Annotated in this window: 22 protein-coding genes and 1 tRNA gene; 9 read left to right on the top strand and 14 right to left on the bottom strand. The window is 69.3% G+C overall.

The features are described from left to right. Window positions 1-676: 676 nt before the first annotated feature. A tRNA-Leu gene (locus EHW97_RS13625) sits at window positions 677-759 on the bottom strand. A 139-nt stretch (window positions 760-898) separates the two neighbouring features. Between EHW97_RS13625 and EHW97_RS13620 the strand changes: the two genes are divergently transcribed. From EHW97_RS13620 to pknB, 6 genes are read left to right on the top strand one after another with little or no spacing between them, the layout of a single operon-like run. Then, window positions 899-1,627, top strand: a complete 729-nt coding sequence (locus EHW97_RS13620; protein WP_124237718.1) for an FhaA domain-containing protein — start codon at window positions 899-901, stop codon at window positions 1,625-1,627. Between the two features lie 9 nt (window positions 1,628-1,636). Then, window positions 1,637-2,128 carry an FHA domain-containing protein FhaB/FipA gene (locus EHW97_RS13615; RefSeq protein WP_124237717.1) on the top strand — a complete coding sequence of 164 codons (492 nt, stop codon included), beginning with the start codon at window positions 1,637-1,639 and terminating at the stop codon, window positions 2,126-2,128. A gap of 3 nt (window positions 2,129-2,131) precedes the next feature. Further along, a complete protein-coding gene (locus tag EHW97_RS13610; protein ID WP_124237716.1) occupies window positions 2,132-3,424 on the top strand; it encodes a PP2C family protein-serine/threonine phosphatase in 1,293 nt (430 codons plus the stop codon). Continuing rightward, the gene (locus EHW97_RS13605) at window positions 3,421-4,791 is read left to right on the top strand and encodes an FtsW/RodA/SpoVE family cell cycle protein (RefSeq protein ID WP_243696455.1); all 1,371 of its coding nucleotides are present in this window, start codon (window positions 3,421-3,423) and stop codon (window positions 4,789-4,791) included. The genes EHW97_RS13610 and EHW97_RS13605 overlap by 4 nt, the downstream gene beginning before the upstream one ends. Next, window positions 4,788-6,257 carry a peptidoglycan D,D-transpeptidase FtsI family protein gene (locus tag EHW97_RS13600; protein ID WP_124237715.1) on the top strand — a complete coding sequence of 490 codons (1,470 nt, stop codon included), beginning with the start codon at window positions 4,788-4,790 and terminating at the stop codon, window positions 6,255-6,257. Before EHW97_RS13605 ends, EHW97_RS13600 begins: the two co-directional genes overlap by 4 nt. 46 nt (window positions 6,258-6,303) lie before the next feature. Then, window positions 6,304-8,085 carry a Stk1 family PASTA domain-containing Ser/Thr kinase gene (pknB, locus tag EHW97_RS13595; protein WP_124237714.1) on the top strand — a complete coding sequence of 594 codons (1,782 nt, stop codon included), beginning with the start codon at window positions 6,304-6,306 and terminating at the stop codon, window positions 8,083-8,085. A gap of 9 nt (window positions 8,086-8,094) precedes the next feature. On the opposite strand, the gene EHW97_RS13590 is transcribed toward pknB, so the two are convergent. After that, window positions 8,095-8,844, bottom strand: a complete 750-nt coding sequence (locus EHW97_RS13590; protein ID WP_166367512.1) for a DUF881 domain-containing protein — start codon at window positions 8,842-8,844, stop codon at window positions 8,095-8,097. 64 nt (window positions 8,845-8,908) lie between these two features. Here EHW97_RS13590 and EHW97_RS15390 point away from each other — a divergent pair, with 64 nt between their 5' ends. Beyond that, on the top strand, window positions 8,909-9,145 hold the full coding sequence (locus EHW97_RS15390) for a cell division protein CrgA (RefSeq protein WP_166367511.1): 237 nt from the start codon (window positions 8,909-8,911) through the stop codon (window positions 9,143-9,145). 158 nt (window positions 9,146-9,303) lie between these two features. On the opposite strand, the gene EHW97_RS13580 is transcribed toward EHW97_RS15390, so the two are convergent. Next, complete coding sequence (locus EHW97_RS13580) at window positions 9,304-10,152, bottom strand: rhomboid family intramembrane serine protease (protein ID WP_208002054.1); 849 nt, start codon at window positions 10,150-10,152, stop codon at window positions 9,304-9,306. Further along, the gene (locus EHW97_RS13575; protein ID WP_124237712.1) at window positions 10,149-10,697 is read right to left on the bottom strand and encodes a peptidylprolyl isomerase; all 549 of its coding nucleotides are present in this window, start codon (window positions 10,695-10,697) and stop codon (window positions 10,149-10,151) included. The genes EHW97_RS13580 and EHW97_RS13575 overlap by 4 nt, the downstream gene beginning before the upstream one ends. Before the next feature lie 148 nt (window positions 10,698-10,845). Between EHW97_RS13575 and EHW97_RS13570 the strand changes: the two genes are divergently transcribed. Beyond that, on the top strand, window positions 10,846-11,619 hold the full coding sequence (locus EHW97_RS13570) for an enoyl-CoA hydratase/isomerase family protein (protein ID WP_243696453.1): 774 nt from the start codon (window positions 10,846-10,848) through the stop codon (window positions 11,617-11,619). A gap of 6 nt (window positions 11,620-11,625) precedes the next feature. Here EHW97_RS13570 and EHW97_RS13565 read toward each other — a convergent pair whose 3' ends face one another. From EHW97_RS13565 to ccrA, 7 genes are read right to left on the bottom strand one after another with little or no spacing between them, the layout of a single operon-like run. Next, the gene (locus tag EHW97_RS13565; protein WP_124237710.1) at window positions 11,626-13,227 is read right to left on the bottom strand and encodes a thiamine pyrophosphate-binding protein; all 1,602 of its coding nucleotides are present in this window, start codon (window positions 13,225-13,227) and stop codon (window positions 11,626-11,628) included. A 1-nt stretch (window position 13,228) separates the two neighbouring features. Next, window positions 13,229-14,305: an ABC transporter substrate-binding protein gene (locus EHW97_RS13560; protein ID WP_124237709.1), complete on the bottom strand. Its 1,077-nt coding sequence runs from the start codon at window positions 14,303-14,305 to the stop codon at window positions 13,229-13,231. A gap of 27 nt (window positions 14,306-14,332) precedes the next feature. Next, window positions 14,333-15,184 (bottom strand): ABC transporter permease, encoded by an 852-nt coding sequence (locus EHW97_RS13555; protein WP_124237708.1) that lies wholly within the window; start codon window positions 15,182-15,184, stop codon window positions 14,333-14,335. Then, window positions 15,184-16,002, bottom strand: a complete 819-nt coding sequence (locus EHW97_RS13550) for an ABC transporter ATP-binding protein (protein WP_124237707.1) — start codon at window positions 16,000-16,002, stop codon at window positions 15,184-15,186. Before EHW97_RS13550 ends, EHW97_RS13555 begins: the two co-directional genes overlap by 1 nt. Then, complete coding sequence (locus EHW97_RS13545) at window positions 15,999-18,101, bottom strand: acetate--CoA ligase family protein (RefSeq protein ID WP_124237706.1); 2,103 nt, start codon at window positions 18,099-18,101, stop codon at window positions 15,999-16,001. Before EHW97_RS13545 ends, EHW97_RS13550 begins: the two co-directional genes overlap by 4 nt. Further along, window positions 18,101-18,955, bottom strand: a complete 855-nt coding sequence (locus EHW97_RS13540; RefSeq protein ID WP_124237705.1) for an enoyl-CoA hydratase/isomerase family protein — start codon at window positions 18,953-18,955, stop codon at window positions 18,101-18,103. The genes EHW97_RS13545 and EHW97_RS13540 overlap by 1 nt, the downstream gene beginning before the upstream one ends. Continuing rightward, window positions 18,952-20,226, bottom strand: a complete 1,275-nt coding sequence (gene ccrA, locus EHW97_RS13535; RefSeq protein ID WP_208002053.1) for a crotonyl-CoA carboxylase/reductase — start codon at window positions 20,224-20,226, stop codon at window positions 18,952-18,954. Before ccrA ends, EHW97_RS13540 begins: the two co-directional genes overlap by 4 nt. A 185-nt stretch (window positions 20,227-20,411) precedes the next feature. Between ccrA and EHW97_RS13530 the strand changes: the two genes are divergently transcribed. After that, the gene (locus EHW97_RS13530) at window positions 20,412-21,215 is read left to right on the top strand and encodes an IclR family transcriptional regulator (protein ID WP_124237704.1); all 804 of its coding nucleotides are present in this window, start codon (window positions 20,412-20,414) and stop codon (window positions 21,213-21,215) included. Window positions 21,216-21,233: 18 nt separating this feature from the next. On the opposite strand, the gene EHW97_RS13525 is transcribed toward EHW97_RS13530, so the two are convergent. From EHW97_RS13525 to glyA, 3 genes are read right to left on the bottom strand one after another with little or no spacing between them, the layout of a single operon-like run. Then, window positions 21,234-21,569 (bottom strand): DUF3817 domain-containing protein, encoded by a 336-nt coding sequence (locus EHW97_RS13525; RefSeq protein WP_124237703.1) that lies wholly within the window; start codon window positions 21,567-21,569, stop codon window positions 21,234-21,236. Further along, window positions 21,566-22,288, bottom strand: coding sequence for an SURF1 family protein (locus tag EHW97_RS13520; protein ID WP_124237702.1), 723 nt, complete (start codon window positions 22,286-22,288; stop codon window positions 21,566-21,568). Before EHW97_RS13520 ends, EHW97_RS13525 begins: the two co-directional genes overlap by 4 nt. Before the next feature lie 54 nt (window positions 22,289-22,342). Next, window positions 22,343-23,620, bottom strand: coding sequence for a serine hydroxymethyltransferase (gene glyA, locus EHW97_RS13515; RefSeq protein ID WP_124237701.1), 1,278 nt, complete (start codon window positions 23,618-23,620; stop codon window positions 22,343-22,345). Window positions 23,621-23,644 lie beyond the last annotated feature (24 nt).

The raw sequence follows: 23,644 nt of genomic DNA, 5'->3' as shown, positions 1-23,644 counted from the left end.
GTGGTTCTCCCGGGACTCAATCACCATGCGCACCGCGCGCTCACGCAACTCGGTCGGGTACTTGCTGGGTCGTGCCATGAGAATGATCCTTCCAATGAATCAGCTCTCCGGACACGCCGGGACGGTTCAAGTCCTACGGCCGCCGCGTCGCGATCGAGTCCAGCAACGCCGAACTACGCACCAACCGGTTCCAGATCACCAAACGGTCCTTCCTCGTACGCGGTCGAACCGGGGTCGCACTGCTGTTCGGGATCCTCTGCGCCGCGACGAACACCCTCGGCCTCGCCGACTGGTACAACGAGAACTGGCTCGACCTCATCACTATGACGACCGAGCCGCCGAAGTACGCACGCAAACCCGCCCGACAAGAGGCCACCCACCGCCTCCGGACACCACGCAGCGACGAGTAGCAGCAGGCCACCGCGCTCCCCTCGCCCGCACCCACCGCGGGAAAGCCCCATCAGCAGCTCTCGCCACCGACCGCGGCGAGAGCCTGCCCTGTACCAACCGCAACCGCCTCAGAGCGCCGTCACCCATCGCAGGGAGACGGCGCTCGACGCGTTTCGTGGGCGCCGACCAGGGTCGGAACTGGTCCCAGAACGACGAAACCCGGCCCAGATCTCTCTGGGCCGGGTTTCGTGAAACACACTGGGGTTTTTTGGTGAAACCCCTCGGGTGCGCGAGGGGGGATTTGAACCCCCACGCCCTTGCGGACACTGGCACCTGAAGCCAGCGCGTCTACCGTTCCGCCACTCGCGCGTGTGGCCGTCCGTCGAGTGACGCTACGACCGATAGGCGAGTCTAGCAGTCGCTCCCGTGAGTCGAATACCGGCCCGGCTGTGACCGCCCGATACGATCGAAGGGGAAAACGTCGTGTCCGCCGAGTGAAGGAGTGCAGATGGCCGGCGTCCTGCAGCGCTTCGAGCGTCGTCTCGAGGGGGCAGTCACCGGGGCCTTCGCGCGCGCCTTCCGCAGCGCGGTGCAGCCCGTGGAGATCGCCGCGGCCCTCCAGCGCGAGATCGACAACTCCACGAGCATCCTCAGCCGCGATCGGATTCTCGTCCCCAACGACTTCACCGTGTTCTTGTCGCCCGCCGACTACGACCGGCTCACCCCGTTCGGCTCGACCATCGCCGAGGAACTCGCCACCCTCGTGCACGAGCACGTCGAGGAGCAGCACTACACGCTCGCCGGCACGCTCGCGATCACCTTCGAGCGCGACGACTCGCTGCGCACCGGCCGCTTCACGGTCGAGAGCCGGACCAACGCCACGATCCACGCGTCTCCGCACGAGCGGATGACCGAGACGTCAGTGCGCTCGGCGGCTGTCGTGCTCGAGGTCGGCGGCATCAAGCACCCCGTGAGCCCGCCCGGACTGGTCATCGGCCGTGGCTCGGACAGCGACCTCAAGATCGACGATCCGGGCATCTCGCGGCGGCACGCTCGGCTGCGGGTCGGCGGCATGGCCGACGCCCCCGCCGTGGCGATCGAGGACCTCGGCTCCACCAACGGCGTCATCGTCGACGGCCGGCGCGTGGACTCCAGCCCGCTCGGCGACGGCTCGCACATTCGGCTGGGAAACACTACGCTCACGGTTCGCATCCCGTCGTCCTCCAAGGCCCGGTGAATCCCGCTCATGAGCGAACTGACCCTCACCCTGATCAAGCTCGGCTTCCTGGCCGTGCTGTGGATCTTCGTGCTCTCGGCGGTCTCGGTCATCCGCACCGACATCTTCGGCACGCGCGTTCCCAACCGGCAGGTCGCCAAGCCGGCCAAGAAGTCGGCCGCGCCAGCGCAGAAGAGCAAACCAGCCAAGCGGCGGCGCGGTAAGCGCGGCCAGCCCAGCCTCCTGCAGATCGTCGACGGTCCCAACTCCGGCCAGAGCGTCCCGCTGGGCGACGATCCGATCATCCTCGGCCGCGGTACTGACGCCGCCATCCGGCTGAACGACGACTACGTGTCCACCCGGCACGCCCGCTTCGCCTCGAACGGCGAGCAGTGGTTCGTCGAAGACCTCGGGTCCACCAACGGCACCTACATCGGCAGCCAGCGCGTCACCTCGCCCGTTCCGCTCTCGATGGGCACGCAGGTGCGGCTCGGCAAGACGATCGTCGAGTTGCGGAAGTAGCAGATGGCTCTCACCTACCGCTACGTCGCGCTCACCGACACGGGTCTGCGACGGTCCAACAACCAGGACTCCGGGTACGCCAGCGACCGGCTCCTGGTCATCGCCGACGGCATGGGCGGGGCCGCGGCCGGCGACCTCGCCTCGTCGCAGACGCTGCGGGTGATCCGGCAGGAGTTGGACCGCGAACTCGAGAACACCGACGCGCTGAGCGCGCTGGGCATCGCCGTCGATCACGCCAACGCCCGGCTCGGCGAACTCATCGCCGACGACCCGGCCGTCGAAGGCATGGGCACGACCCTCGAAGCGATGGTGTGGGACGGCGAGAAGCTCGCGTGGGCGCACATCGGCGATTCTCGCGTCTACCGGCTGCGTGACGGCCGGCTGACCCAGATCAGCACCGATCACACCTTCGTCCAGAGCCTCGTCGACGAAGGCCGCATCACGCGTGAAGAAGCCCGCGTCCACCCGCACCGGTCCCTGCTGCTGCGCGCGATCCTCGGACGCGACGACAACGACGCCGACCTCTCCTGGCTCCAGCCGGCGGCCGGCGACCGTTACCTCCTGTGCAGCGACGGCCTCACCGACATGGTCGACGACGACACGATCGAGCGCACCATGCGCCTCGAGACGATCGACATGGTCGCCGCCGAGCTGGTGCGACTGGCTCTGGAGGCCGGCGGCTTCGACAACGTCACGGTCGTGATCGCCGAGTTCGTCGACGCCGACCATGAGGCCGACCCTGATCTGGCGTGTGCTGACGGCTCTCCCCAGATCGTCGGCGCCGCCGCCGACGCGCCGCGCCCCCGGGGCGCTGACGAGATCGACGCCACCCGCGACAGCGCCGGCCTCTCCGCGACGCCCGCGCAGGATGAGCCCGACCCTGAAGAGCTGCGTTACGCGCCCCGACCACCGAGCCGTTGGCGCGCACTGCGCTGGGTCCTCGGTGCGGCGATTCTGCTCGCACTCGCCGGTGGAGCGGCCTACTGGGCCTACGACTGGAGCCAGCAGCAGTACTACGTCGCCGACGACGGCGGCAAGGTCGCCGTCTATCGCGGCGTGAAGGCCGAACTTCCTGGGATCACGCTCAGCCGCGTCGACGAAGTCACCGAGATCGACGTCGAAGACCTCCCCGACTATCAGCAGGGTCGCGTCGAGGCCGGCATCAGCGCGGCCAGCCGCGCGGAAGCCGAACAGATCGTCGCCAACCTCGAGGACGCGGTGGACCGCCCGTCCCCCAGACCGAGCGAGAGCCCCTCGCCGCGGCAGTCGCCGAGCGCAGAGGAGGCACGACCGTGAGCACACCGACGTGGGTGCCCCGACGCCGCCGCGGCGCAGAGCTCGTCCTGACCGTCATGGCGGTCGGCATCAGCGTGTTCGGCTACATCGCCGTCGGTCTCGGCGTCTCCGGGACCATCCCCTCCGACACGTACACGCTCATCGGCGGCCTCGTTCTCGCGGCCATCGGCGCGCACCTCGCCGTCCGGCAGTTCGCGCCGTACGCCGATCCCGTCCTGCTCCCGCTCGTGCTGTGTCTCAACGGCCTCGGGCTCGTCATGATCCACCGGCTGGATCTCGGACGTCAGGCACTCGATCCCGACCGGTCCGCATTCGCGGGAAGTCAGGTCATGTGGACGTTCGTCGGCATCGTGGCCTTCACCGCCGTGCTGCTGATCGTCCGCGACCATCGCCGGCTGCAGGCGTTCACGTACACGTTCGGGCTCACGGCGATCGTCCTGCTGATCCTGCCGCTGCTCCCGGTCATCGGCCACGAGCAGAACGGTGCTCGCATCTGGATCCACCTCGGTCCGTTCAGCTTCCAACCCGGTGAGGCCGCCAAGATCTGCCTCGCGATCTTCTTCGCGGGATACCTCGTCGTCAAGCGCGACGTCCTCGCACTCGCCGGCAAGCGTCTCCTCGGCATCGATCTGCCGCGCGGCCGCGACCTCGGCCCGATCCTGCTCGGCTGGCTGATCAGCGTCGGGATCCTCGTGTTCCAGCGCGATCTCGGCTCGTCCCTGTTGTTCTTCGGGCTGTTCGTCGTCGTCTTATTCGTCGCCACCGAGCGTCCGGGCTGGCTCGTCGTGGGCAGCCTGCTGTTCGCCTTCGGCGCGTGGTTCGGCTACGTCGCGTTCGGGCACGTCCGGGTGCGCTTCGACGCCTGGCTCGATCCGTTCGCCGATCCCGACCGCAACATGCAGATCGTCAGCGCGATGTTCGGCCTGGCGCACGGCGGCATCATCGGCCGCGGCTGGGGCCAGGGCAGCCCGGAGCTGACCCCGTTCTCCTTCTCTGACTTCATCCTGGCCTCGCTCGGTGAAGAACTCGGGCTCACCGGTCTCATGGCCGTCCTGCTGATCTACGGGCTCATCGTCGAGCGCGGCCTGCGCATCGCGCTGACGTGCCGTGACGGCTTCGGAAAACTGCTCGCCATCGGCCTGACGATGTCCTTCGCCATCCAGGTGTTCATCGTCGCCGGCGGCGTCACCCGCCTCATCCCGCTCACCGGCCTCACGGCACCGTTCCTCGCGCAGGGCGGCTCCTCGATCGTCATGAACTGGGCGATCATCGCGCTGCTGCTGCGCATCAGTGACCAGACGCGCCGGCCGGCGCCGCCCACCTCGAGCGTCGGCAGCGACGAACAGACTCAGGTGGTGAAGCTGTGAACAAGCCGATCCGACTGCTCTCCATCGCGTGCCTGCTGATGTTCGCGGCGTTGCTCGTCAACGCCAACGTGCTGCAGGTCGTGCAGGCCGACGACCTCAACTCCCGCCAGGGCAACAAGCGGGTGATCGACGAGGAGTTCAGCCGCGAACGCGGTGCCATCCTCGTCGACGGAACGCCGATCGCCGAGAGCGTGCCGACTGACGACCGGTGGAAGTTCCAGCGCCAGTACCCCGAGGCGGCGCTGTACGCGCCCATCACCGGCTACTTCTCCTACATCTACGGTCAGAGCGCGCTCGAGCGCAGCCAGAACAGCATCCTGTCCGGCTCGGACAACCGACTCTTCGTCAACCGCGTGGTGGACCTGCTGGGCAACCAGGAGCCGCAAGGCGGCAGCGTCGAGCTGACGCTCGATCCTGTGGCGCAGCGAGCCGCCGCGGAAGGGCTCCGCGACCTCGGTGAGGGAACGCGCGGGGCGGTCGCGGCGATCAACCCGCAGACCGGAGAGATCCTCGCGATGGTCAGCCAGCCGACCTACGACCCGAACGCCCTCGCCAGTCACGACCTCTCCGCCACCGAAGCCGCATGGGACCAGCTGACCAACGATCCCAACCAGCCGATGCTCAACCGGTCCACCCAGCTCACGCTGCCGCCGGGTTCGACGTTCAAGCTCGTGACCGCCGCGGCCGCGCTGGAGAACCTCAACCTCACTCCCGACTCCCAGGTCAAGGGCGGCACGGAGCTGACGTTCCCGGGCAAGCAGTACACGCTCCCCAACCAGGGAGGCAGCAACTGCGGCGGTGACCCGATCTCGTTGCGTCAGGCACTCGAGGTCTCCTGCAATGTCTCGTTCGGCGACCTGGCCAACCAGGTCGGCGAGGAGGCCCTCGTCCAGCAGGCCGAACGCTTCGGCTTCGGCGCCGATCCGCTCGACGGCCTGGCTTTCGAGAAGAGTCGTGTGGTCGGCGCGGAGTCCGAGGGACTCGAGGACACGCAGCTCGCGCAGACGGGCATCGGCCAGTACGAGGTCGCCGCGACGCCCCTGCAGATGGCCATGGTCGCCGGTGCGATCGCCAACAACGGCGTCGTGATGAACCCGTACATCGTCGACACCCTCCGCGCGCCGAACCTGGAGGTGCTCGAGCAGACCGAGCCGTCCGAGTTCGGTGAGGCGATGCGCCCCGAGACCGCAGGCATGCTCAAGGACATGATGGTCTCGGTCGTGGACAGCGGCACCGGCAGTCCGGCTGCCATCCCCGGCGTGCAGGTCGGCGGCAAGACCGGCACGGCGGAGTCGGCCGCAGACCGTCCCCCGTACGCGTGGTTCGTGGGGTTCGCCCCGGCCAACGATCCCCAGGTCGCCGTCGCGGTGCTCGTGGAGTCGGTCAACGGTGACACCTCCGACATCGGCGGCGGACGCCTCGGCGGGCCGATCGCCCGCTCCGTCATGGAAGCCGTCCTCCGGTGACCCCGTCCTTCCCCGCCCCAACTCACCCTCTGGGAGACTGAACAGCATGACCGAATCGGACGAGACCCCCACCGTCCCGTTGAGCGACCGCTACGAAGTGGGCGGGCTGCTGGGACGGGGCGGCATGGCGGAGGTGCGCATCGGTCGTGACCTTCGCCTGGGACGCCCGGTCGCCATCAAGCAGCTGCGCGCTGACCTGGCCGCGGACCCGACCTTCCAGGAGAGGTTCCGTCGCGAGGCCCAGTCCGCGGCCTCGCTGAACCACCCCTCCATCGTCGCGGTCTACGACACCGGCGAGGCGCCCGACGTCCACGGCAACGACATCCCGTACATCGTGATGGAACTCGTCGAGGGCCGGACGCTGCGCGACATCCTGCGCGACGGCCGCAAGATCATGCCCGAGCGGGCGTTGTCGATCACGGCCGACATCCTGAGCGCGCTCGACTACAGCCATCGCGCCGGCATCATCCACCGCGACATCAAGCCGGCCAACATCATGCTGACCCCCGCGGGTCAGGTGAAGGTCATGGACTTCGGTATCGCGCGGGCGATCGCGGACTCGTCCTCGGCGATGACCCAGACGGCCGCGGTCATCGGCACGGCGCAGTATCTCTCGCCCGAGCAGGCGCGCGGAGAGACCGTCGACGCCCGCAGCGACATCTACTCCACCGGGTGTGTGCTCTACGAGCTGCTGACCAGCCGTCCGCCGTTCGTCGGTGACAGCCCGGTCTCAGTCGCGTACCAGCACGTGCGCGAAGAAGCCACACCTCCCTCGCAGCTCAACCCCGAGGTCACCATCGAGGTTGACCACATCGTCGCCAAGGCACTCGCCAAGCGCGTCGACGACCGCTACTCCAGCGCCGCCGACATGCGCAAGGACATCGAGCGGGTGCTCGCCGGCGGCAGCGTCGACGCTCCGACCCAGGCCACGGCGGCCCTCGGCGCCACAGCGGTCGCTCCGGCCGCGGCCACGTCCACGATCCCGGCGGCAGCTGCCGCGAACGAGGAGGAGGAGAAGAAGTCCTCCAAGAAGAAGTGGTGGATCGCTGCCGCAGTTCTGCTCATCGCCTTGTTGGCGGCGGCCGGCCTGGTGTGGGCGTTCACCAATCAGGAGGAGCCGCCCCCGGCGATGGTCGACGTCCCGACCGGCCTGCAAGGGATGGACGAGCAGTCGGCCCAACGCGCGCTGGAGCAGGCCGGGCTGCAACTCGGCGATGTCACCTCCGAGGCGAGCAGCGACGTCCCGCAGGATCGCGTCATTCGCACCGACCCGGAGGAGGGAACCTCCGTCGAGGAAGGCAGCGCCGTCGACCTCGTGCTGAGTTCGGGGCCGGAACAGGTGCAGGTGCCGGACGTCTCTGACTACATGCTCGATCAGGCCAAGTCGCTGCTGGAGGGCGAACGTTACGGCCTCGTCGTCCAAGTCGAGGAGGCCGACAGCGAGCAGCCCGCGGGCCGCGTTCTCAACACGAATCCACCGGCGGGCACCTCGGTCGAACGCGGGTCGACGGTGACGCTGATCGTGTCGCGCGGTCAGGTCTCGGTGCCGAACGTCGTCGGGCAGACGCGTGAGCAGGCCGAGCAGACCCTCGCCGGTGTCGAAGGCGCGCAGTTCCAGGTCGTCGTGAACGAGGACCCGAACGCCTCCGCACCGGCCGGGCAGGTCACCGCGCAGAACCCCTCGGCGGGGACGTCAGTCGCGCCGGGCTCGACCATCACCCTCACCGTCTCGTCCAACGATGGCGAGGACAACGAAGGCGGCGGCAACGGCAATGGCAACGGCAATGGGCGCGGCAACTCGCCGAGCACCCCGCCGCCGAACGACTGAGCCGCGTCGTCAGTTGACGATCTCGGCGTGCCGGAGGTTGAGCGACCCCTGGTACGCCGGGGCGTTGACCTCGCGCACCACCTTGCGCTCGTAGCCGAGGTCGTAACGGTCCGCCCAGTCGCGGTACGTCGCGACCTCCGCCGAGTCGTCGAGCGCACCGGTCAGCTCCCACGGGTCGCCCACGGCCTCGATGACGTACGGCGGCGAGTAGGGCACACCGTCCAGCACGACCGTGTTGCCGACGCACTTGATGCCGGTCGTGGAGATGAGCCGCTGGCCCTGCAGAGTGATGGCCTCCGCTCCACCGGCCCACAGCGCGTTGACGAAGGCCTGAATGTCCTGCTGATGCACGACGAGGAAGTTCGGGTCGAGTCCGGCCGGAACCTCGACATCACGCGGAGCGTCCGAGAGCGTGATGCGCACGCCGGGACCGACGACCGGGGAGAAACCGCTGCGAGGTTCGAGGTCCTGCACCTGGGCGCGTGCCGCATCGAGATCCTGGGAGGCCGACACCTGCTGCGTGAGGTGATCGATCTCCTCCTGGAGCGCGGCGGCCCGCTGCTGCCGGGTCTCCACCGACCGCGCGCGGTCGCTCAGCACGGTGCTGATGTCGCCGCCGGCGGGCCGCAGGTCGAGCCCGGCGGAGCTCACGTTCGCCGAGACGAAGAAGAATCCGCACGCGACGGACACACCGAGGACGGCCAGGTGCCAGCCCCGCCGGGACCGACGTGTGCTCCCGGACTCCTCATGCTCCGCCATGCGCACTAGGCTAGTCGAGAATCCACCACGGCCGTGTGCCGTAGCGACCACCGGGAGAACGACCGTGCGACGACGCAACAAGGAGAGCCAGGGCCCCAAGCCGCAGAAGATCGGCAACCGCTGGGCCGCCCCGGCGATGGTGATCTCGGCCGTCATCGGGCTGGCCTGGATCGTCGTGTTCTACACGATCAGCTCCACCGACATCACCATCCCGTGGTACTCGGACCTGGGTCAGTGGAACCTGGCCATCGGCATGGGCTTCATCGTGGCGGCGTTCGGCTTCGCCATGAAGTGGGAGTGAGCCAACCGCACGGACTCGACCCCGACGACGGCGCAGGTGGATCACCACCTGCGCCGTCGTCGTGTTCGTCCACCGCTGGGGGTAAGCGTGTGAATAACACCGATGTAACTCTCCACAGCTGTGTGCACAGGTGTGGATAACTACATGGATGTGATTCGTCAGCCCAGCAGGGTTCCGAGGCCCTGAGTGAGTTCGGCCGAGCGGAGCGCGACGGCGCCGGCGCTGAGCAGCCACAGACCGACGAGCGCCGCCACGTGCACGAGGGTGCGGCGTTCGCGCGGCGCCGCGACGAACACGGCGCCGAGCAGGCAGCCGGTGAGGAAACCCCCGAGGTGTCCTTGCCAGCTGATGCCCGCCTGCAGGCTGATGACACCGTTGACGGCCAGCAGGACGAGCATCCCGGTGATGTTCTGCCCCTGCCGGATGAGGAAGACGAGGGCGAGGCCGAACATGCCGAACACCGCCCCGGACGCCCCGATGGTGGCGGCCTGCGGCGGCGACAACCAGTACACGAAGACAGAGGCCACCAGCGCCACCGTGGCGTAGGTCGCGATGAACCGCCAGCGGCCCACCATCGACTCGACGAACGGCCCGAACAGGTAGAGCGCGAGCATGTTGAAGGCCAGGTGCAGGAGCCCGCCGTGCAGGAAGGCCGAGGTGAGCAGACGCCAGTATTCGTCGCCGAACGCGACCTGGAAGCCCACCATCGCACCGTCACGGAAGATCGACCCGGAGGTGCCGCCGGTCAGCAGCACGAGCACCTGGGCGAGCACGTTGAGCCCGATGATGGCGAACGTGACGACGCCGCCCCGCGCCGTGATAGTCCCGCCGACCGGAGTACGCGTCCGCCGCATCCCGGCGTTGCCGGCCGCCACGCACTCAGGGCATTGGAAGCCGACCGCAGCCTCGCGCATGTCGTCGGGGCAGATGTACCGCTCGCACCGCTGACACTGGATGTAAGCCTCGCGGTCCGGGTGCCGGTAGCAGCGGTACGGCGTCGGTGTCACGAGCGGTCGATGGTCACCGAGGTGATGACGACGTCCTCGGTCGGACGATCGAAGCGATCGGTCGGGGTGCTGGCGATCGCATCGACGACGTCCCGGCTCGCCTGATCGGCGACCTCGCCGAAGATCGTGTGCCGACGGTTGAGGTGCGGCTGCGGACCGACCGTGATGAAGAACTGCGAGCCGTTGGTGCCCGGTCCGGCGTTGGCCATCGCGAGCAGATACGGCCGGTCGAAGCTCAGCTCGGGATGGAACTCGTCGGCGAACTCGTAGCCGGGCCCGCCGGTGCCGTTGCCGAGCGGATCGCCGCCCTGGATCATGAACCCGGAGATGACGCGGTGGAAGACGACCCCGTTGTAGAGCGGCTTGCTGGTGACCTGCTGCGTCGTCGGGTCGAGCCATTCCTTGCCGCCCTCGGCCAGACCCACGAAGTTCTCGACCGTGACGGGGGCATGGTTGTCGAAGAGATTCAGCACGATGTCGCCGCGGTTGGTGTGGAGAGTGGCGGTGAGGGGCACTGCAGGTCCTTTCGAGGGGATTTCTTTCATCTTCCCACGTGCACGCCCGCGGAGCCCGCTACGGTGGGGGCATGTCTGCACGTCGCCTCCTTGTCCTCGCCGGGCTCGTCGCTGCCGGTGTCGTCGTGTACCGCAAGGCCACCGCCGACAAGGGCGGCGTCTACCAGCCGTCCGCGCAGTGACGGTCCGCGTCGAGCGCGAGGGCGGCGTCGCCACCCTCGTCGTCTCCGCGCCTCCGCTCAACCTGTACTCGCTGGACCTGCACGACGAGATCGATCGGGCCCTCGACCAGATCGAGGCGGAGCTGCCGCGTGTGCTGGTGATCGGCGCGGAGGGCCGGATCGTCTCCGGAGGCGTCGATGTCGCGCAGTTCGCCGCCTGCCCCTCGCGTGATGCCACTCAGGCGCTGTACGACCGCATGATGGAGCTGCCGGACCGGATCGCGGCCCTGCGCATCCCGACGATCTTCGCCGCGCACGCCCTGACCCTCACCTGGGCGTTCGAGGTCGCGCTGGCCTGCGACGTGCTGCTGGCCAGCACCGCCGCCCGGTTCGGTCTTGTCGAGCGCGTCATCGGTCTCACGCCCACGATGGGCGGCACGCAGCGCCTGGCCGCTCGGGCCGGCGTCGCTCGGGCCAAGGAGCTGGTGTTCACCGGTACGCACTACGACGCGGCCACGCTGGAGCGCTGGAACGTCGTCAACCGGGTCATTGAACCGGCCGACTTCGATGCCGAGGTCCACCGGTTCGCGCAGGACCTCGCCGACGGCCCGACACGGGCGTTCGGCGCCGCGAAGGACATCCTGCGCGCCTACGAGGCCGGTGGCGTCCCCGGAGCGAACGCCGCCACGACGGCCATCGCCTCGGCACTCTTCGACACCGCCGACCTGCAGCACGGCATGGCCTCGTTCCTCGCCGACGGGCCCGGCAAGGCGACCTTCATCGGCGAATAGCGCCGGTCATTGCGCGACCACCGCGTCCGGGTCGACCAGCACGTCGATGAGCACCGGACCCGCCGGGAGCGGGTCGAGCCCTTCGAGGACCTTGCGGAGTTGGTCCGCGTCGGTGACGGTGTGGCCCTCGGCCCCATACGCGCGGGCCACCTCGGCGAAGCTCGGCCACTGCGTGCTCGCGTGCTCCGGGTCGAGCCCGGCCCGGCGCAGGTGGTGCCGTTCCATGCCGTAGGAGCCGTCGTCGGCGATGACGACGACGAGCGGCAGCCGCTCGCGCACGGCGGTTGTCAGCTCGCCCAGGCCCATCATCCCGCCGCCGTCACCCGCGACGGCCACGGTCATGCGATCGGGGTGAGCCGCCGCGACCCCGACCGCGGTGGCGATCCCGAGCCCGATGGACGCGAAGTTGAGGGTGTGCACGAAGTCGCGCGGGTCCGCGACCCGCAGCTCGCGCCATGCGGTGTAGATGAACCGGCCGGTGTCCGTGGCGACGAGCCGGTCGTCCGGCAGCGCCTCGTCGAGCACCCGCATCGCGGTGCGCAGGTCGAGTGTTCCCGCCGCAGCGCGCGGCCCGTCCTCGGGTGCTGCCGCGATCCGGGCCTCGCGGGCCTGCTGCCGCCAGTGGCTCGGCTCGAGCTCGGCCCCCTCGAGCGCCCGGCTCATCGCGGCGGCGACCTGGCGGGCGTCACCCGTGACCGCCACGGTCGGTGCGGTGTACCGACCGAAGGCGGCCGGGTCGCGGTCCACCTGGATGACCGGACGACCGGTGGCGAGCGCGAAGTCGGCCGTCGTGAACCGGTTGAGGCTCGCGCCGAACGCGATGAGACAGTCGCAGCTCAGCAAGGCGTCCAGCACCGCCGGCTCGCTCAACGTCCCGGCGATGCCGAGGTCGAACGGATCACCGGCGAAGTACTCCCGGCCGAGAAGCGAGGTCGCCAGCGGCGCCCCCAGCAGCCCCGCCAGCCGAACCAGCTCGTCATGGGCATCGGCCAGCACCGCGCCCCGGCCCGCCAGCACAAGCGGCCGGCGCGCGGTCGCCATGATGCCGATCGCCGTGTCCAGGGCGGCCTCGTCCGGCTCGACGACCGCCGGCGCCGGCGGGTCCGAGCGATCCGCGACCGCCATGACCTCTGCCGCTGCGATGTCGACCGGCACGTCGAGCACGAGCGGCACCGAGGCGGCCCGCACCTGCTCCATCGCCGCGGCGATCTGGGCGCCGGCGGTATCCGCCCCCACCCGCACGTACTCCGCCCCCGCGAGCCGCGCCGCGGCGGCGAGATCGAACCGCTGGAGATGATGCGCTACCGGCGCGGTGTCTCCGGTCAGCAGCAGCAGGTGGCTGCGCGCGCGGACCGCCTCGGTGAGCGCGGTCAGCGTATTGGTGAAGCCGGGCCCATGGGTGACCGAGGCGACGCCGACCTGCCCGGTGGTGCGTGCCCAGCCGTCGGCCGCGCTCACCGCCCCCGACTCGTCGAGGGTGGGGACGAACCGGCCGCCGTGCGCCGCGAAGGCGAGAACCTGATCGAGGTTGCCATCGCCCAAGAGGCCGAAGACGGTCGAGATGCCCGCCTCGCGCAGCGACTGCGCGAGGCGGTCGACGACTCGCACCTCACTCCTTGCCGGAGAGCTGGGCCAGGTCGTCCTCGACGCCCTCGTTGTAGGCAGGAACGAACTGGTTGTCGACGTACTCCTCAGCGGCCAGCGCCTTGGGGATCAACTGATGATCGGCCAGGAACTTCGCCGTCGTGGTGGTGCGCTTCTCCGGAGTGTCCCCGAAGCCGGACTGGTCGGTGCCTTCGGGATCGAACTGCTCGAGCGTGAAGGTCAGGATCGCCAGGTCACGCTGCCGACCGGCCTCGTCGGACCGGGCATTCGGAAACTCCTCGTAGAACAGGTCGAGGGCCTTCTCCGGATTCTCCTTCGCCCAGGCGTGGGCCACCGCCGCGGCCTTGCCGAGCTTCTCGATGGCGTCGGCCTTGTTCTCGATGGCGTCGGCGCTCGCGTACTGGACGAAGTCCAGCAGCTGGGCGGACTCAGTGAAGACGTCGCGGATGACCCGCAGTGGCGTGCCGCTGAGCTCGATGGACTTGTAGGCAGCGTCCCACAGGTAGAGGCCGTCGACCTTGCCCGAGGTCAACGCGCTCGCGGCTTGAGCGCCGACGCCGACGGCGACGAACTCGACCGAGTCGGTGAGGCCCGCCTCCGCGACCATCGCCTGCGCCTCCGGAAGCCGTGAGGAGGAGAGGGAGGCGACGCCGATGGTGGTGTCGGCGAGGTCCTTCGGGGAGGTGATCGGACTGTCAGGCAGCACCGCGAGCCCGGAACCGTAAGTGGGGATGATGTTGTAGACGACCTTGATGTCGACACCCTTGTCGACGGCCGCCATCACCGAGGACGGGTTGCCCTGGCCGAGGTCGGCCTCACCGGCCTGCACGAGCTGGATCGCGACGCCCGAGCCCGCGGTCGGCTGGAACTGGACGTCGATGCCGTACTTCTCGAACAACCCGAGCCCCTTGGGGATCGCGTACATGACGGCCTCTTCGCCCGGGTAGGGCGCTTCGTGGCCCATGGCGACCACGAGGGAGGTGTTCTCGCCGGCGTCGGACGAGGAGCCGGAGCAGGCGGACATCGTGAGGGCAGCGGCGACGGCGCCGGCGATGGACAGGCTGAGCTTGGAGAGTTTCATGGAGGGGGCTCCTGAGGGGGTGGGGGGTTAGGCGCCGCTGGAGACAGCGTGGACGTTGGTCCAGAACACGACCTTCTTCTGAACCATGACGAGCAGGAGGTGCAGCAGGAATCCGATGATCGACAGCAGGATCAGCACGGCGAACGAGCCGGCGATGTCGAGCACCGAGTTGAAGATGAGGATCTGGTTGCCCAGGCCCGCGCGCGACCCCATGAACTCGCCGACGACGGCACCGAGCAGCGAAAGCACGATCGCCGCGTCGAGGCCCGCGAAGATGTATGGGAGCGCAGAGGGCAGCTTGACCCGACGGAACGCCTCGAAGCGCCCCGCCCCCATCGCGCGGATCATGTCGATGCGCTGATGATCGGTATTCTGCAGACCCTCGATGGTGTTGACGATGACGGGGAAGAACGCGACGGTGACCGCCACGATGACCTTGCTCGTCATGCCGAACCCGAACCAGATCACCAGCAGCGGGGCGAGTGCGATCTTGGGCACCGTCTGGAACGCCACGATGTAGGGGTAGACGGCCCGGCGGATCCAGCGGATCTCCGCGACGAGCGCGCCGAGCACGATCCCGAGGAACGCGGCGATCGCGAAACCGAGCACCGTCTCGGCCATCGTGTAGCCGAGGTTCTTCACGAAGGTGCCGTGCACGAGGCCGTCGTAGAGCTTGCCCACGATGAGCGAGGGCGGCGGGAGCACGATGGAGGAGATGTCGGCGATGCGCACGACGGCCTCCCAGCCGCCGACGACGACCACGAAGGTCGAAACCACCGCGATCCAGTCGGCGCGGCGGGCACGGCGCGCGGTGCGCCGGGCGGTCCGTCGTGGTGCCGGTGATGTCCGGGGGGAGGCGCTAGCCAGGTCGGCGGTCATCAGTCGATTCCTCCTTTGGCATTGAGCAGGCGGCGGATCCGCCCGGTGAGCTCGACGAACTCGGGAAGCGACACGTCCTCAAGCGAGCGCGGACGGGGGATGTCGACCTCGAAGTCGGCGATCACCCGGCCGGGGCGTTCGGACATGACCAGCACCCGGTCGCTCAGGTACACGGCCTCCGGAATGGAGTGCGTGATGAAGAAGACGGTCTTGCGTTGCTCGGCCCAGATGGTCTGCAGATCGTCGTTCAGCTGCTCACGGGTCAAGGCGTCGAGCGCTCCGAACGGCTCGTCCATCAGCAGGATCTGGGGGTCGGGGACGAGCGCGCGGACGATGCCCACGCGCTGCTGCATGCCCCCGGAGAGCTCGGACGGGTAGCGCGACTCGAAGCCTTCCAGCCCGACCATCGCCAGCAGGTCCATGGCGCGTTGCCGGTACTCGTCCACGTTCCGCTTCTGCACCCGGATCGGGAGGAGGACGTTGTTGAGGATCGTCAGCCACGGCAGCAGGACCGGCTGCTGGAAGACGACGCCGACGTTGGGGGACGGTCCGGTCAGCGGCCGGCCGTCCAACGTCACCTCACCTTCGGACTGGTGGAGCAGACCCGCGAGGATCTTCAGCAGGGTGCTCTTGCCGCAGCCCGAGGGCCCCACGAGCGAGACGAACGCCTCCGCGCGGATGTCGAGGTCGATCGGGTTGAGCGCCTGGACGGGATCGCCGCTGGCGGTGGGATAAGCGAGCGTCGCCCCTCGGATCGAGATGAGCTGCTCATCGTGTCGCTGACCGGCCTGGGCCGGTTCACTGGCTGCCGTTCTCATGACTCCTCCTTCACGAACAGTGCGTCGACGGCGACGGCTCCTTGGCCTTCGGGGAGCACAAGGACAGGGTTGAGCTCGGCGGCCGCCACCTCGGGACCGCCGCGGTGCACCAGGTCACTGAACGCCCGGACGAGCTCGACGAGCGCCGCGCGGTCGGCGCGCGGAGCACCGCGGTACCCGGCCAACAGCGTCCCGAGGGCGGAGCCGTCGATGAGGGCGTCGATGTCCTCGGCGGCTGCCGGGACCGGCGTGGTGCTGGCGGGGCCGGCGAGCTCGGCCAGCACGCCGCCGGGCGCCACCGTCAGCACGAGACCGACCTGGGGGTCGCGGACGATGCCGACGATGCACTCGACGGCGTCGGCCACGACCTGCTCCTGCAGCAGGAAGCCGGCGATGTCGAGCTCAGGTGCACGGTCCCGCACGGTCGCGAGCATCGCCGTGGCTTCCTCGGCCAGCTGGTCTCGGCTTCTGATGCCGGTCACCACACCACCGAGCTCGGTCTTATGCGCGAGCCCGGCGGCTTCGAGCTTGAGCACGACCGGGGCGCTCAGCTCACCCCACGCCGCAGCGGCCGCCGCGGGCGAGGCCGCGAGGACCGCCTCGGGCACCGCGATGCCGGCCTCGCCCAGGACGTCCATGGCGGGCTTGCCCACCAACACCGTGCCGTCCCATGGCAGCGCGCTGTCGCCGCTCGACCGGCTGAGCGGTCGTGGCGGCGGCTGACGGTGCCAGCGCTGCCAGGCGGCGATCGCGGTGAGGCTCGGCCGGGCGCCCGCGAGCAGCGGCACGCCGCGCTCCGACAGCGTCGCGGCGACCACGGGGTCACACGCCCCGCTGGTGAGGCTGAGCGCGAGCACCGGGCTTCCGGCCTCACCGGCACGCTTCGCGAGGATCCGGGCTTGGTCGCGGTAGAGCTCCTGCTGGCCCGCGGATCCGGCGAGAACGTTGAGCGCCAGCACGACCAACCCGACGCCGGAGTCCGACTGCAGAGCGGCCAGCGCCTCACTGGCGATGCCGTGGTCCTCCACGGCGGCACCGGTCAGATCGAGCGGATTCGCGACGGTCGCGAAATCCGGGAGCGTCGCCGCCAACTGCGCGACGGTCCGCGCCTCCAGCGTCGCGAGCTCGAGCCCGGCGTCCTCGGCTAGGTCGGCGAGCAGGCCGGTGCCGCCTCCGGAGATCGACGAGACCGCCACCGCATCGGCCGTCGGCGTGATGCCGGACCCGAACAGCACCAGCAGCTCGCGGAACTCGTCGAGATCGCCGGCCTGCACGACGCCGCACCGACGCAACAGCCCCGCGAGAGCGGAGCCGTGCCCCGCGATCGCTCCGGTGTGCGCATGAGCCGCGTGCTGCGCCAACTCCGAGCGGCCCACCGTGAGCGCCACGACGGGCTTGCCGCGGCCAGCCGCCTCGATGGCGGCCGCGGCGAAGTCGTCGGCATCACGCAGCCCCTCGATGAACAGGCCGATCACCCCGACGTGGTCGTCGGCGGCGAGGGCGCGCACGTACTGTCCCAGGCTCACCCCGACCTCGTTGCCCGTCGTGATGAGGTGGCTGAGGCCGAGCCCGCGGCCCACCGCCGAGTCGGTCACCGAGTGGGTGAGGGCGCCGGACTGCATGATGAGACCGACGGGGCCCGGCGTGAACGGCTCGACGATCTGACCGCTGTACGCGGCGAAGCCGCTCGCGACGTTGAGGATCCCGTAGCAGTTCGGTCCGCAGAGCAGGAAGCCGGAGGCGTCCAGCAACGCGGTCAGCCGCTCCCGCCGATGTGCCCCGGCGCCACCCTCACCGAAGCCGCTCGCGATGAGCATGCCGGCACCGATGCCGGCGGCGATCGCCTCCTCGAGCACGTCGAGGCCGCGGTCAGCATCGAGGGCGATCGCCACGAACTCGCAGGTCTCGGGCAGCGACGCGAGGTCCGGGTACGCCGGGAGACCGGCGATGCTCGCCTCGCGGGGATGCACCGGGTAGATCCGGGCGGTCGAGCCGAACCGCTGCAGGTTCTCGATGATCTGCAGACCCCGGTTGCCGCGCGGCGAGGCGCCGACGACGGCGATCGACCGGGGGTCCAGCAGCGGGCGCAGTGCGGACATCAGCGTTCTCCGTAGGGGGTGTCCCGTGCCCGCAGGAACGCCCCCATGCCGTCCTCGGCGAGCACCGTCATCAGCCGCTCCTTCTCCACGACCCCCTGCGACCCGAGCAGCAACGTGTCGATGTACCGGTGGGCGTCCTGGGCGGCCTTGAAGCCCTGGATGTCGAGCGTCAGCCGGACGGCCCGCTTGGCCAGCGTGAGGGCGAACATGGGGGCGTGCGCCACGCGCTCGGCCAGCTGCTGGGCCGCGGCGGCCAGCTCGTCGCCGGGCACGACGTAGTTGACCAGCCCCAGTTCGCGGGCTCGCGCAGCGTCGAGACGGTCCCCCGTGAGGTAGAGCTCGTTGAAGCCCTTGAACTGCATGAGCCATGGCAGCATCAGCAGCGGTGACAGCGCCCCGTGCCGGATCTCCGGCTCGGACAGGAACGCGGTGTCGGCGGCGATCGTGAGGTCGCCGACCATCGCCAGATTGCAGCCGCCGGCGATCGCTCCGCCGTTGAGCGCGGTGATGAGCGGCTTGTCGCAGTACCAGAGTCGCTTGATGACGTCGGCGTTGCCCTTGGTGTGGTCGTCCCATTCCTCGGTCGTGGCAGGCAGCCCGTCGGCCTCGAGATCGATGCCGGAGCAGAAGATGCGCGAGCCCGCCGCGGTGAGCACGATGACGCGGGTCGCCGGGTCGGCCGCGGCGGCGTCGATGGCCGCGCCGAGCTCGGCGAACGTCTGCTGGCGCAGCGCATTGTGCTTCTCCGGCCGGTTGATGGTGATGGTGGTGACGCCGTTGGTGTGGGCGAGGGTCAGGTCGTCATAGTGCATCGGCGGCACTCCGTTCAGGGCGGTGGTGGAGGTGGTGGTCATGAGCGGCGTCCTTCGTTCTCGTCGGCCGCGGCGACGAGGCCGACGATGTTGCCGAAGACCTGTTCGCCGCGTCCCATCTCGGCGTGGGCGGCGGGCAGCTCGTCGAAGGCGACGGTGCGGCCCAGGCACGGGTCGATGTGGCCGGCGCGGACGAGGTCGTTGTAGGCACGGGCCTGCTCGTCGTTGGTGCCGTGACTGCCCTGGAGGCGCTTCTGACGCGTCCAGTGGTACCGCAGGTCCACCATCGCGTCATAGCCGGTGGTGCCGGCGCAGATGACGACCATGCCGCCGGGCTCGCAGACGAAGATGCTCGTGGGAATGGTGGCGCTGCCGGGGTGCTCGAACACGATCGCCGGATCCTTGCGCTCGCCCACGATCTCCCAGATGCGCTTGCCGAACCGCCGTGCCTCGGCGGTCCATTCCTTCTGCCCGGCGGCGTCGTCGACGAGCGGGGGAATGCCCCAGTGGCTGAAATCCCGGCGGTTGATGTAGCCGACCGCTCCCAGCTTCTCGGCGTAGCGGCCGCGTTCATCGTCCGAGACCACCGCGACCGCCTGAGCGCCGGCATGCCGGGCGAGTTGGATCGCCTGGGTGCCGAGACCGCCAGAACCGCCCCAGACCAGGACGACGTCACCGGCCTGGAGGGTGTTCCCGGCCCAGCCGTGCAGCATCCGGTAGGCCGTCGTGCCGACGAGGGTCGGCGCCGCGGCCTCGGCCCACGAGAGCTGGTCGGCCTTCGGCAGCACCTGGTGCGCCTGCACCCGGGCGAACTGGGCGAAGGATCCGAAGTTCGTGTTGTAGCCCCAGATCTGGGCGCTCGGACCGATCATCGGGTCCTTGCCCGAGCGGGTCCACGCGTCGTCGGCGTCCCAGTAGCCCGGGTGCACGATGACCTCGTCGCCGACCGCGATGTCGGCGACGTCGGCGCCCACCGCGTAGACGATCCCGGAGGCGTCCGAACCGCCGACGTGGAAGTCGTAGGGATCGCCCTGTCGCTGACGGGCGCCGATGACGTCCACCGGGTAGCCGCGGGCCGCCCACACGTTGTTGTAGTTGACGCCCGCCGCCTTGACGCCGATCAGGACCTCGGTCGAGCTGATCGGCGGAACGGGAATGTCGGTTTCGACCTGGAAGGCCGTCGCCGGATCCCCGAAACGGTCCTGACGCACGACCAACGCCGTCATCGAGCTGGGCACCGAGCCCACCTCGGGGAGCTCTCCCAGGGGGACGGACCCCTCGAACGTCGCGACGGAACTGCGGGCTTCGGGCACGGTCTCTCTCCTTCACTCGCCGCCGTTCGTGTGGTGTAGGTCACGCCACGGGCGGTAGGAGTCATCTAAACACGCGTGCCGGTGAGTGGAAAGCTTTGCCAAGACAATTCTTTTATACGGAACATCTTGTTAACATCGTGCACAGATTCTGCCAATAGACGTAAAAAAGAGGTAACGTTCCGCTCATGGGAAAACCTGCTGATGACCAGGAGGGCCGACCGCCCTATCTCATCGAGTCCGCGGAGAACGCCCTGCGCATCCTGTTGGCGCTGCGCCACGCCTCCCAGGTCCGCGTCACCGAGGTCAGCGCGGAGCTCGGCGTGGCCCCGTCGACCGCGCATCGACTGCTGTCGACCCTGACCTATCTGGGCTTTCTGCGCCACGACCCGGTCAAGCGGGTTTACGTCCCCGGTGACGTGCTGGTCGAGATCGCGCTCGCCTCCACCGGGCATCAGGAGCTCCGGCAGATCGCGATGCCCCATATCGAACGGCTCGCGAAGGAGCGCGAATGGACCGTCCACCTCTCGGTGCTCGAGGGGACCGATATCCGCTTCATCGACGGCAGCGAGAGTCCCCGACCGATCCGGGTGACGGTGCGCATCGGCTCACGCTCCCCGGCCCACAGCACGAGCAGCGGCAAGGTGCTGCTGGCGAGCCTGCCCCGTCAGCACCTGACGAGCCTGTACCCCCAGGATCCGCCGCGCGTCACCGAGAACACCATCGCCAGCATCGCGGCGCTCGAGCAGGAGCTCGACGAGGTCGAGCGCAACGGGTACGCCACGAACGTGGGCGAGAACGAGGTCGGTCTGCATGCGGTCTCGGTACCGATCCGCGCCGGGGGCCGCGTCATCGCGGCGATCGCCGCGGCACGACCCTCGACCACCGCCGTGCCCGATGATTTCAGCGGGATACTGGCCGAGCTGCGCGCGACGGCCACGGAGATCGAGGAGCAGCTGGAGCGCGTCGCCTCACTCGACGACGCACTGTGACGGCAGCGCCCGCCGGGGTCAGACCGCGGCGGGGGCGGCGTCCCGATGCACCCGGTGCGTGGTCCGCCGTTCGGCGGCGAACGAGACCGCCGGGATGCACGCGAGCAGCAGGACGCTCACCATGTAGCCCCAGCTCCACTTCTGTCGCAGCGTCAGCTTGGCCACGAGGACGACGAGCACGATGAACAGCAGGCCGTGCACCTGATCGATGATGAGGAACGTGTCCTGGTGACGATGCCAGAAGGATCCCGGGTCGGTGAGCAACTTGCCCAGGAAGCCGGCCATCACGACGAGGAGATTGAGGCCGACGATCGTGGCCATGACTTGATACGCGCGCAACAGCCGGTCGTTCACGACGCCAGGGTATCGCCGCGGTCCAACCGTTCCCGCGCCGTCTCCACCGACTCGCGGCCCATGCGCCACCACATGAACACGACGAATGCGGCGAACACCCACCACTGCAGGCTGTAGCCGAGATTGCGTCCGCCCGCGGTCCACGAGACGTCCGGCTCCGGCAGATCCGGCGAGCGGAGACCGGCGGGCACGATGTTCTCGTCGTCGGCGAGCGCGTAGCCGGACCACAGGTCGTACGGGAGGTCGTTGATGAGCGTCGGAATGCGGACCGACCCGATCGTGCGGGACTCGGGATCGAAACGCCCCGCCGGCCCGTCGGAGGGTTGCAGCACGCCGTCGAAGGACACCGTCCCGCTCGGGACCTCGGGAAAACCGTCCGGCTCCGGGGCCCAGCCCCGCACCACGAGCAAGGCCGAACCGTCCACCATGACCGGAGCGACGAGCCAGGAACCCACTCCGGCTCCGGGGAACTCCTTGCCCGTCACCCACAGCTGCTCCTCCGCGGGACGGAACTCACCGGTGATCGTCACCGGCCGCATCTGCTGCCGGGCGGTGAAGACCTCGTCCGGCCCCCACACCTCGGCGAGCGGCTTGGTGGGCACCTCCTGCCGATCCGCCCGCTCGCTCTCCTGGCGAGCGTCGTAGACGCCCAACTGCCACGCGCCGGCCACCAGACAGACGACGAAGGCCGCGATCGCGAAGGCGTGCAGGCCCAGCATCGACGGCCGGAACCACAGCCGGAGAGTCGAGGGGGGACGGTCGGAGGACAAGGTTCAGGCGGTGAAGGGGGTGAGTCCGGGGTAAAGCGGAAAACGATCGGCGAGGGCCGCCGTGCGCTGCCGCAGTCCGGCGATGTCGACCTCGCCCGGCTGCAACGCAGCGGCGATGATCTCGGCGACCTCGGCGAACTCCTCGGCTCCGAAGCCGCGAGTAGCGAGGGCCGGGGTGCCGATGCGCAGGCCCGACGTCACCATCGGGGGACGCGGGTCGTTGGGGACGGCGTTGCGGTTGACCGTGATGCCGACCTCGTCGAGGCGGTCCTCAGCCTGCTGACCGTCCAGCTCGGAGTTGCGCAGGTCGACGAGCACGAGGTGCACGTCGGTCCCGCCGCTGAGCACCTGGATGCCCGCGGACTTCGCGTCGTCGGCGAGGAGACGCTCAGCGAGGATCCGAGCGCCCTCGAGGGTGCGCGCCTGCCGGTCCTTGAACTCCGGCTCGAGCGCCATCTTGAACGCCACGGCCTTGGCCGCGATGACGTGCTCCAGGGGGCCACCCTGCTGGCCGGGGAAGACGGCCGACCGCATCTTCTTGGCGACTTCTTCGTCGTTGGTGAGGATCGCGCCACCGCGGGGGCCGCCGAGCGTCTTGTGCGTCGTGGTGGTGACGAGGTGCGCGTGGGGGAGCGGGCTGGGGTGCAGACCGGCGGCGACGAGACCCGCGAAGTGCGCCATGTCGACCCAGAGCTTCGCGCCGACCTCGTCGGCGATCGCGCGGAACGCGGCGAAGTCGAGCTGACGCGGGTAGGCCGACCAACCGGCGATGATGACGCGCGGGCGGTGCTCGAGAGCCAGCGAGCGCACCTCGTCCATGTCGACGAGGCCGGTCTCGGGCACGACGTGGTACGGCACGACGTTGTAGAGGCGGCCGGAGAAGTTGAGCTTCATGCCGTGCGTGAGGTGGCCGCCGTTGGCCAGGTCCAGACCCAGGATCGTGTCGCCGGCGCTGGCGAGCGCGTGGAGCGCCGCGGCGTTCGCCGACGCACCCGAGTGCGGCTGGACGTTGGCGTACTGAGCGTCGAAGAGCTGCTTGAGCCGGTCGATCGCGATCTGCTCGACCTCGTCGACGAACTCGCACCCGCCGTAGTAGCGCTTACCGGGGTAACCCTCGGCGTACTTGTTCGTGAGCACGCTGCCCTGCGCCTCGAGGGCGGCAACGGGAGCGAAGTTCTCCGAGGCGATCATCTCGAGGGTGCTCTGCTGACGCTTCAGCTCAGCATCCAGCAGCGAGGCGATCTCGGGGTCGAAATCGACGAGGTGCGCGTCATGGCTCATATCAGAAGGGTATCCGGCCAGGAA

This window comes from Aeromicrobium camelliae (assembly GCF_003850045.1).
GTDB classification, from domain to species: Bacteria; Actinomycetota; Actinomycetes; order Propionibacteriales; family Nocardioidaceae; genus Aeromicrobium; species Aeromicrobium camelliae.
This window is presented reverse-complemented; position numbering and strand designations above follow the sequence as displayed.

Coding starts and splice junctions, on each gene's coding strand:
- EHW97_RS13560 (WP_124237709.1), bottom strand. CDS start 14,305: ATGAAACTCTCCAAGCTCAGCCTGTCCATCGCCGGCGCCGTCGCCGCT.
- EHW97_RS13520 (WP_124237702.1), bottom strand. CDS start 22,288: ATGCTGGGCCTGCACGCCTTCGCGATCGCGGCCTTCGTCGTCTGTCTG.
- EHW97_RS13555 (WP_124237708.1), bottom strand. CDS start 15,184: ATGACCGCCGACCTGGCTAGCGCCTCCCCCCGGACATCACCGGCACCA.
- EHW97_RS13620 (WP_124237718.1), top strand. CDS start 899: ATGGCCGGCGTCCTGCAGCGCTTCGAGCGTCGTCTCGAGGGGGCAGTC.
- EHW97_RS13590 (WP_166367512.1), bottom strand. CDS start 8,844: ATGGCGGAGCATGAGGAGTCCGGGAGCACACGTCGGTCCCGGCGGGGC.
- EHW97_RS13545 (WP_124237706.1), bottom strand. CDS start 18,101: ATGTCCGCACTGCGCCCGCTGCTGGACCCCCGGTCGATCGCCGTCGTC.
- EHW97_RS13530 (WP_124237704.1), top strand. CDS start 20,412: ATGGGAAAACCTGCTGATGACCAGGAGGGCCGACCGCCCTATCTCATC.
- pknB (WP_124237714.1), top strand. CDS start 6,304: ATGACCGAATCGGACGAGACCCCCACCGTCCCGTTGAGCGACCGCTAC.
- glyA (WP_124237701.1), bottom strand. CDS start 23,620: ATGAGCCATGACGCGCACCTCGTCGATTTCGACCCCGAGATCGCCTCG.
- EHW97_RS13575 (WP_124237712.1), bottom strand. CDS start 10,697: ATGAAAGAAATCCCCTCGAAAGGACCTGCAGTGCCCCTCACCGCCACT.
- EHW97_RS13540 (WP_124237705.1), bottom strand. CDS start 18,955: ATGACCACCACCTCCACCACCGCCCTGAACGGAGTGCCGCCGATGCAC.
- EHW97_RS13615 (WP_124237717.1), top strand. CDS start 1,637: ATGAGCGAACTGACCCTCACCCTGATCAAGCTCGGCTTCCTGGCCGTG.
- EHW97_RS13610 (WP_124237716.1), top strand. CDS start 2,132: ATGGCTCTCACCTACCGCTACGTCGCGCTCACCGACACGGGTCTGCGA.
- EHW97_RS13550 (WP_124237707.1), bottom strand. CDS start 16,002: ATGAGAACGGCAGCCAGTGAACCGGCCCAGGCCGGTCAGCGACACGAT.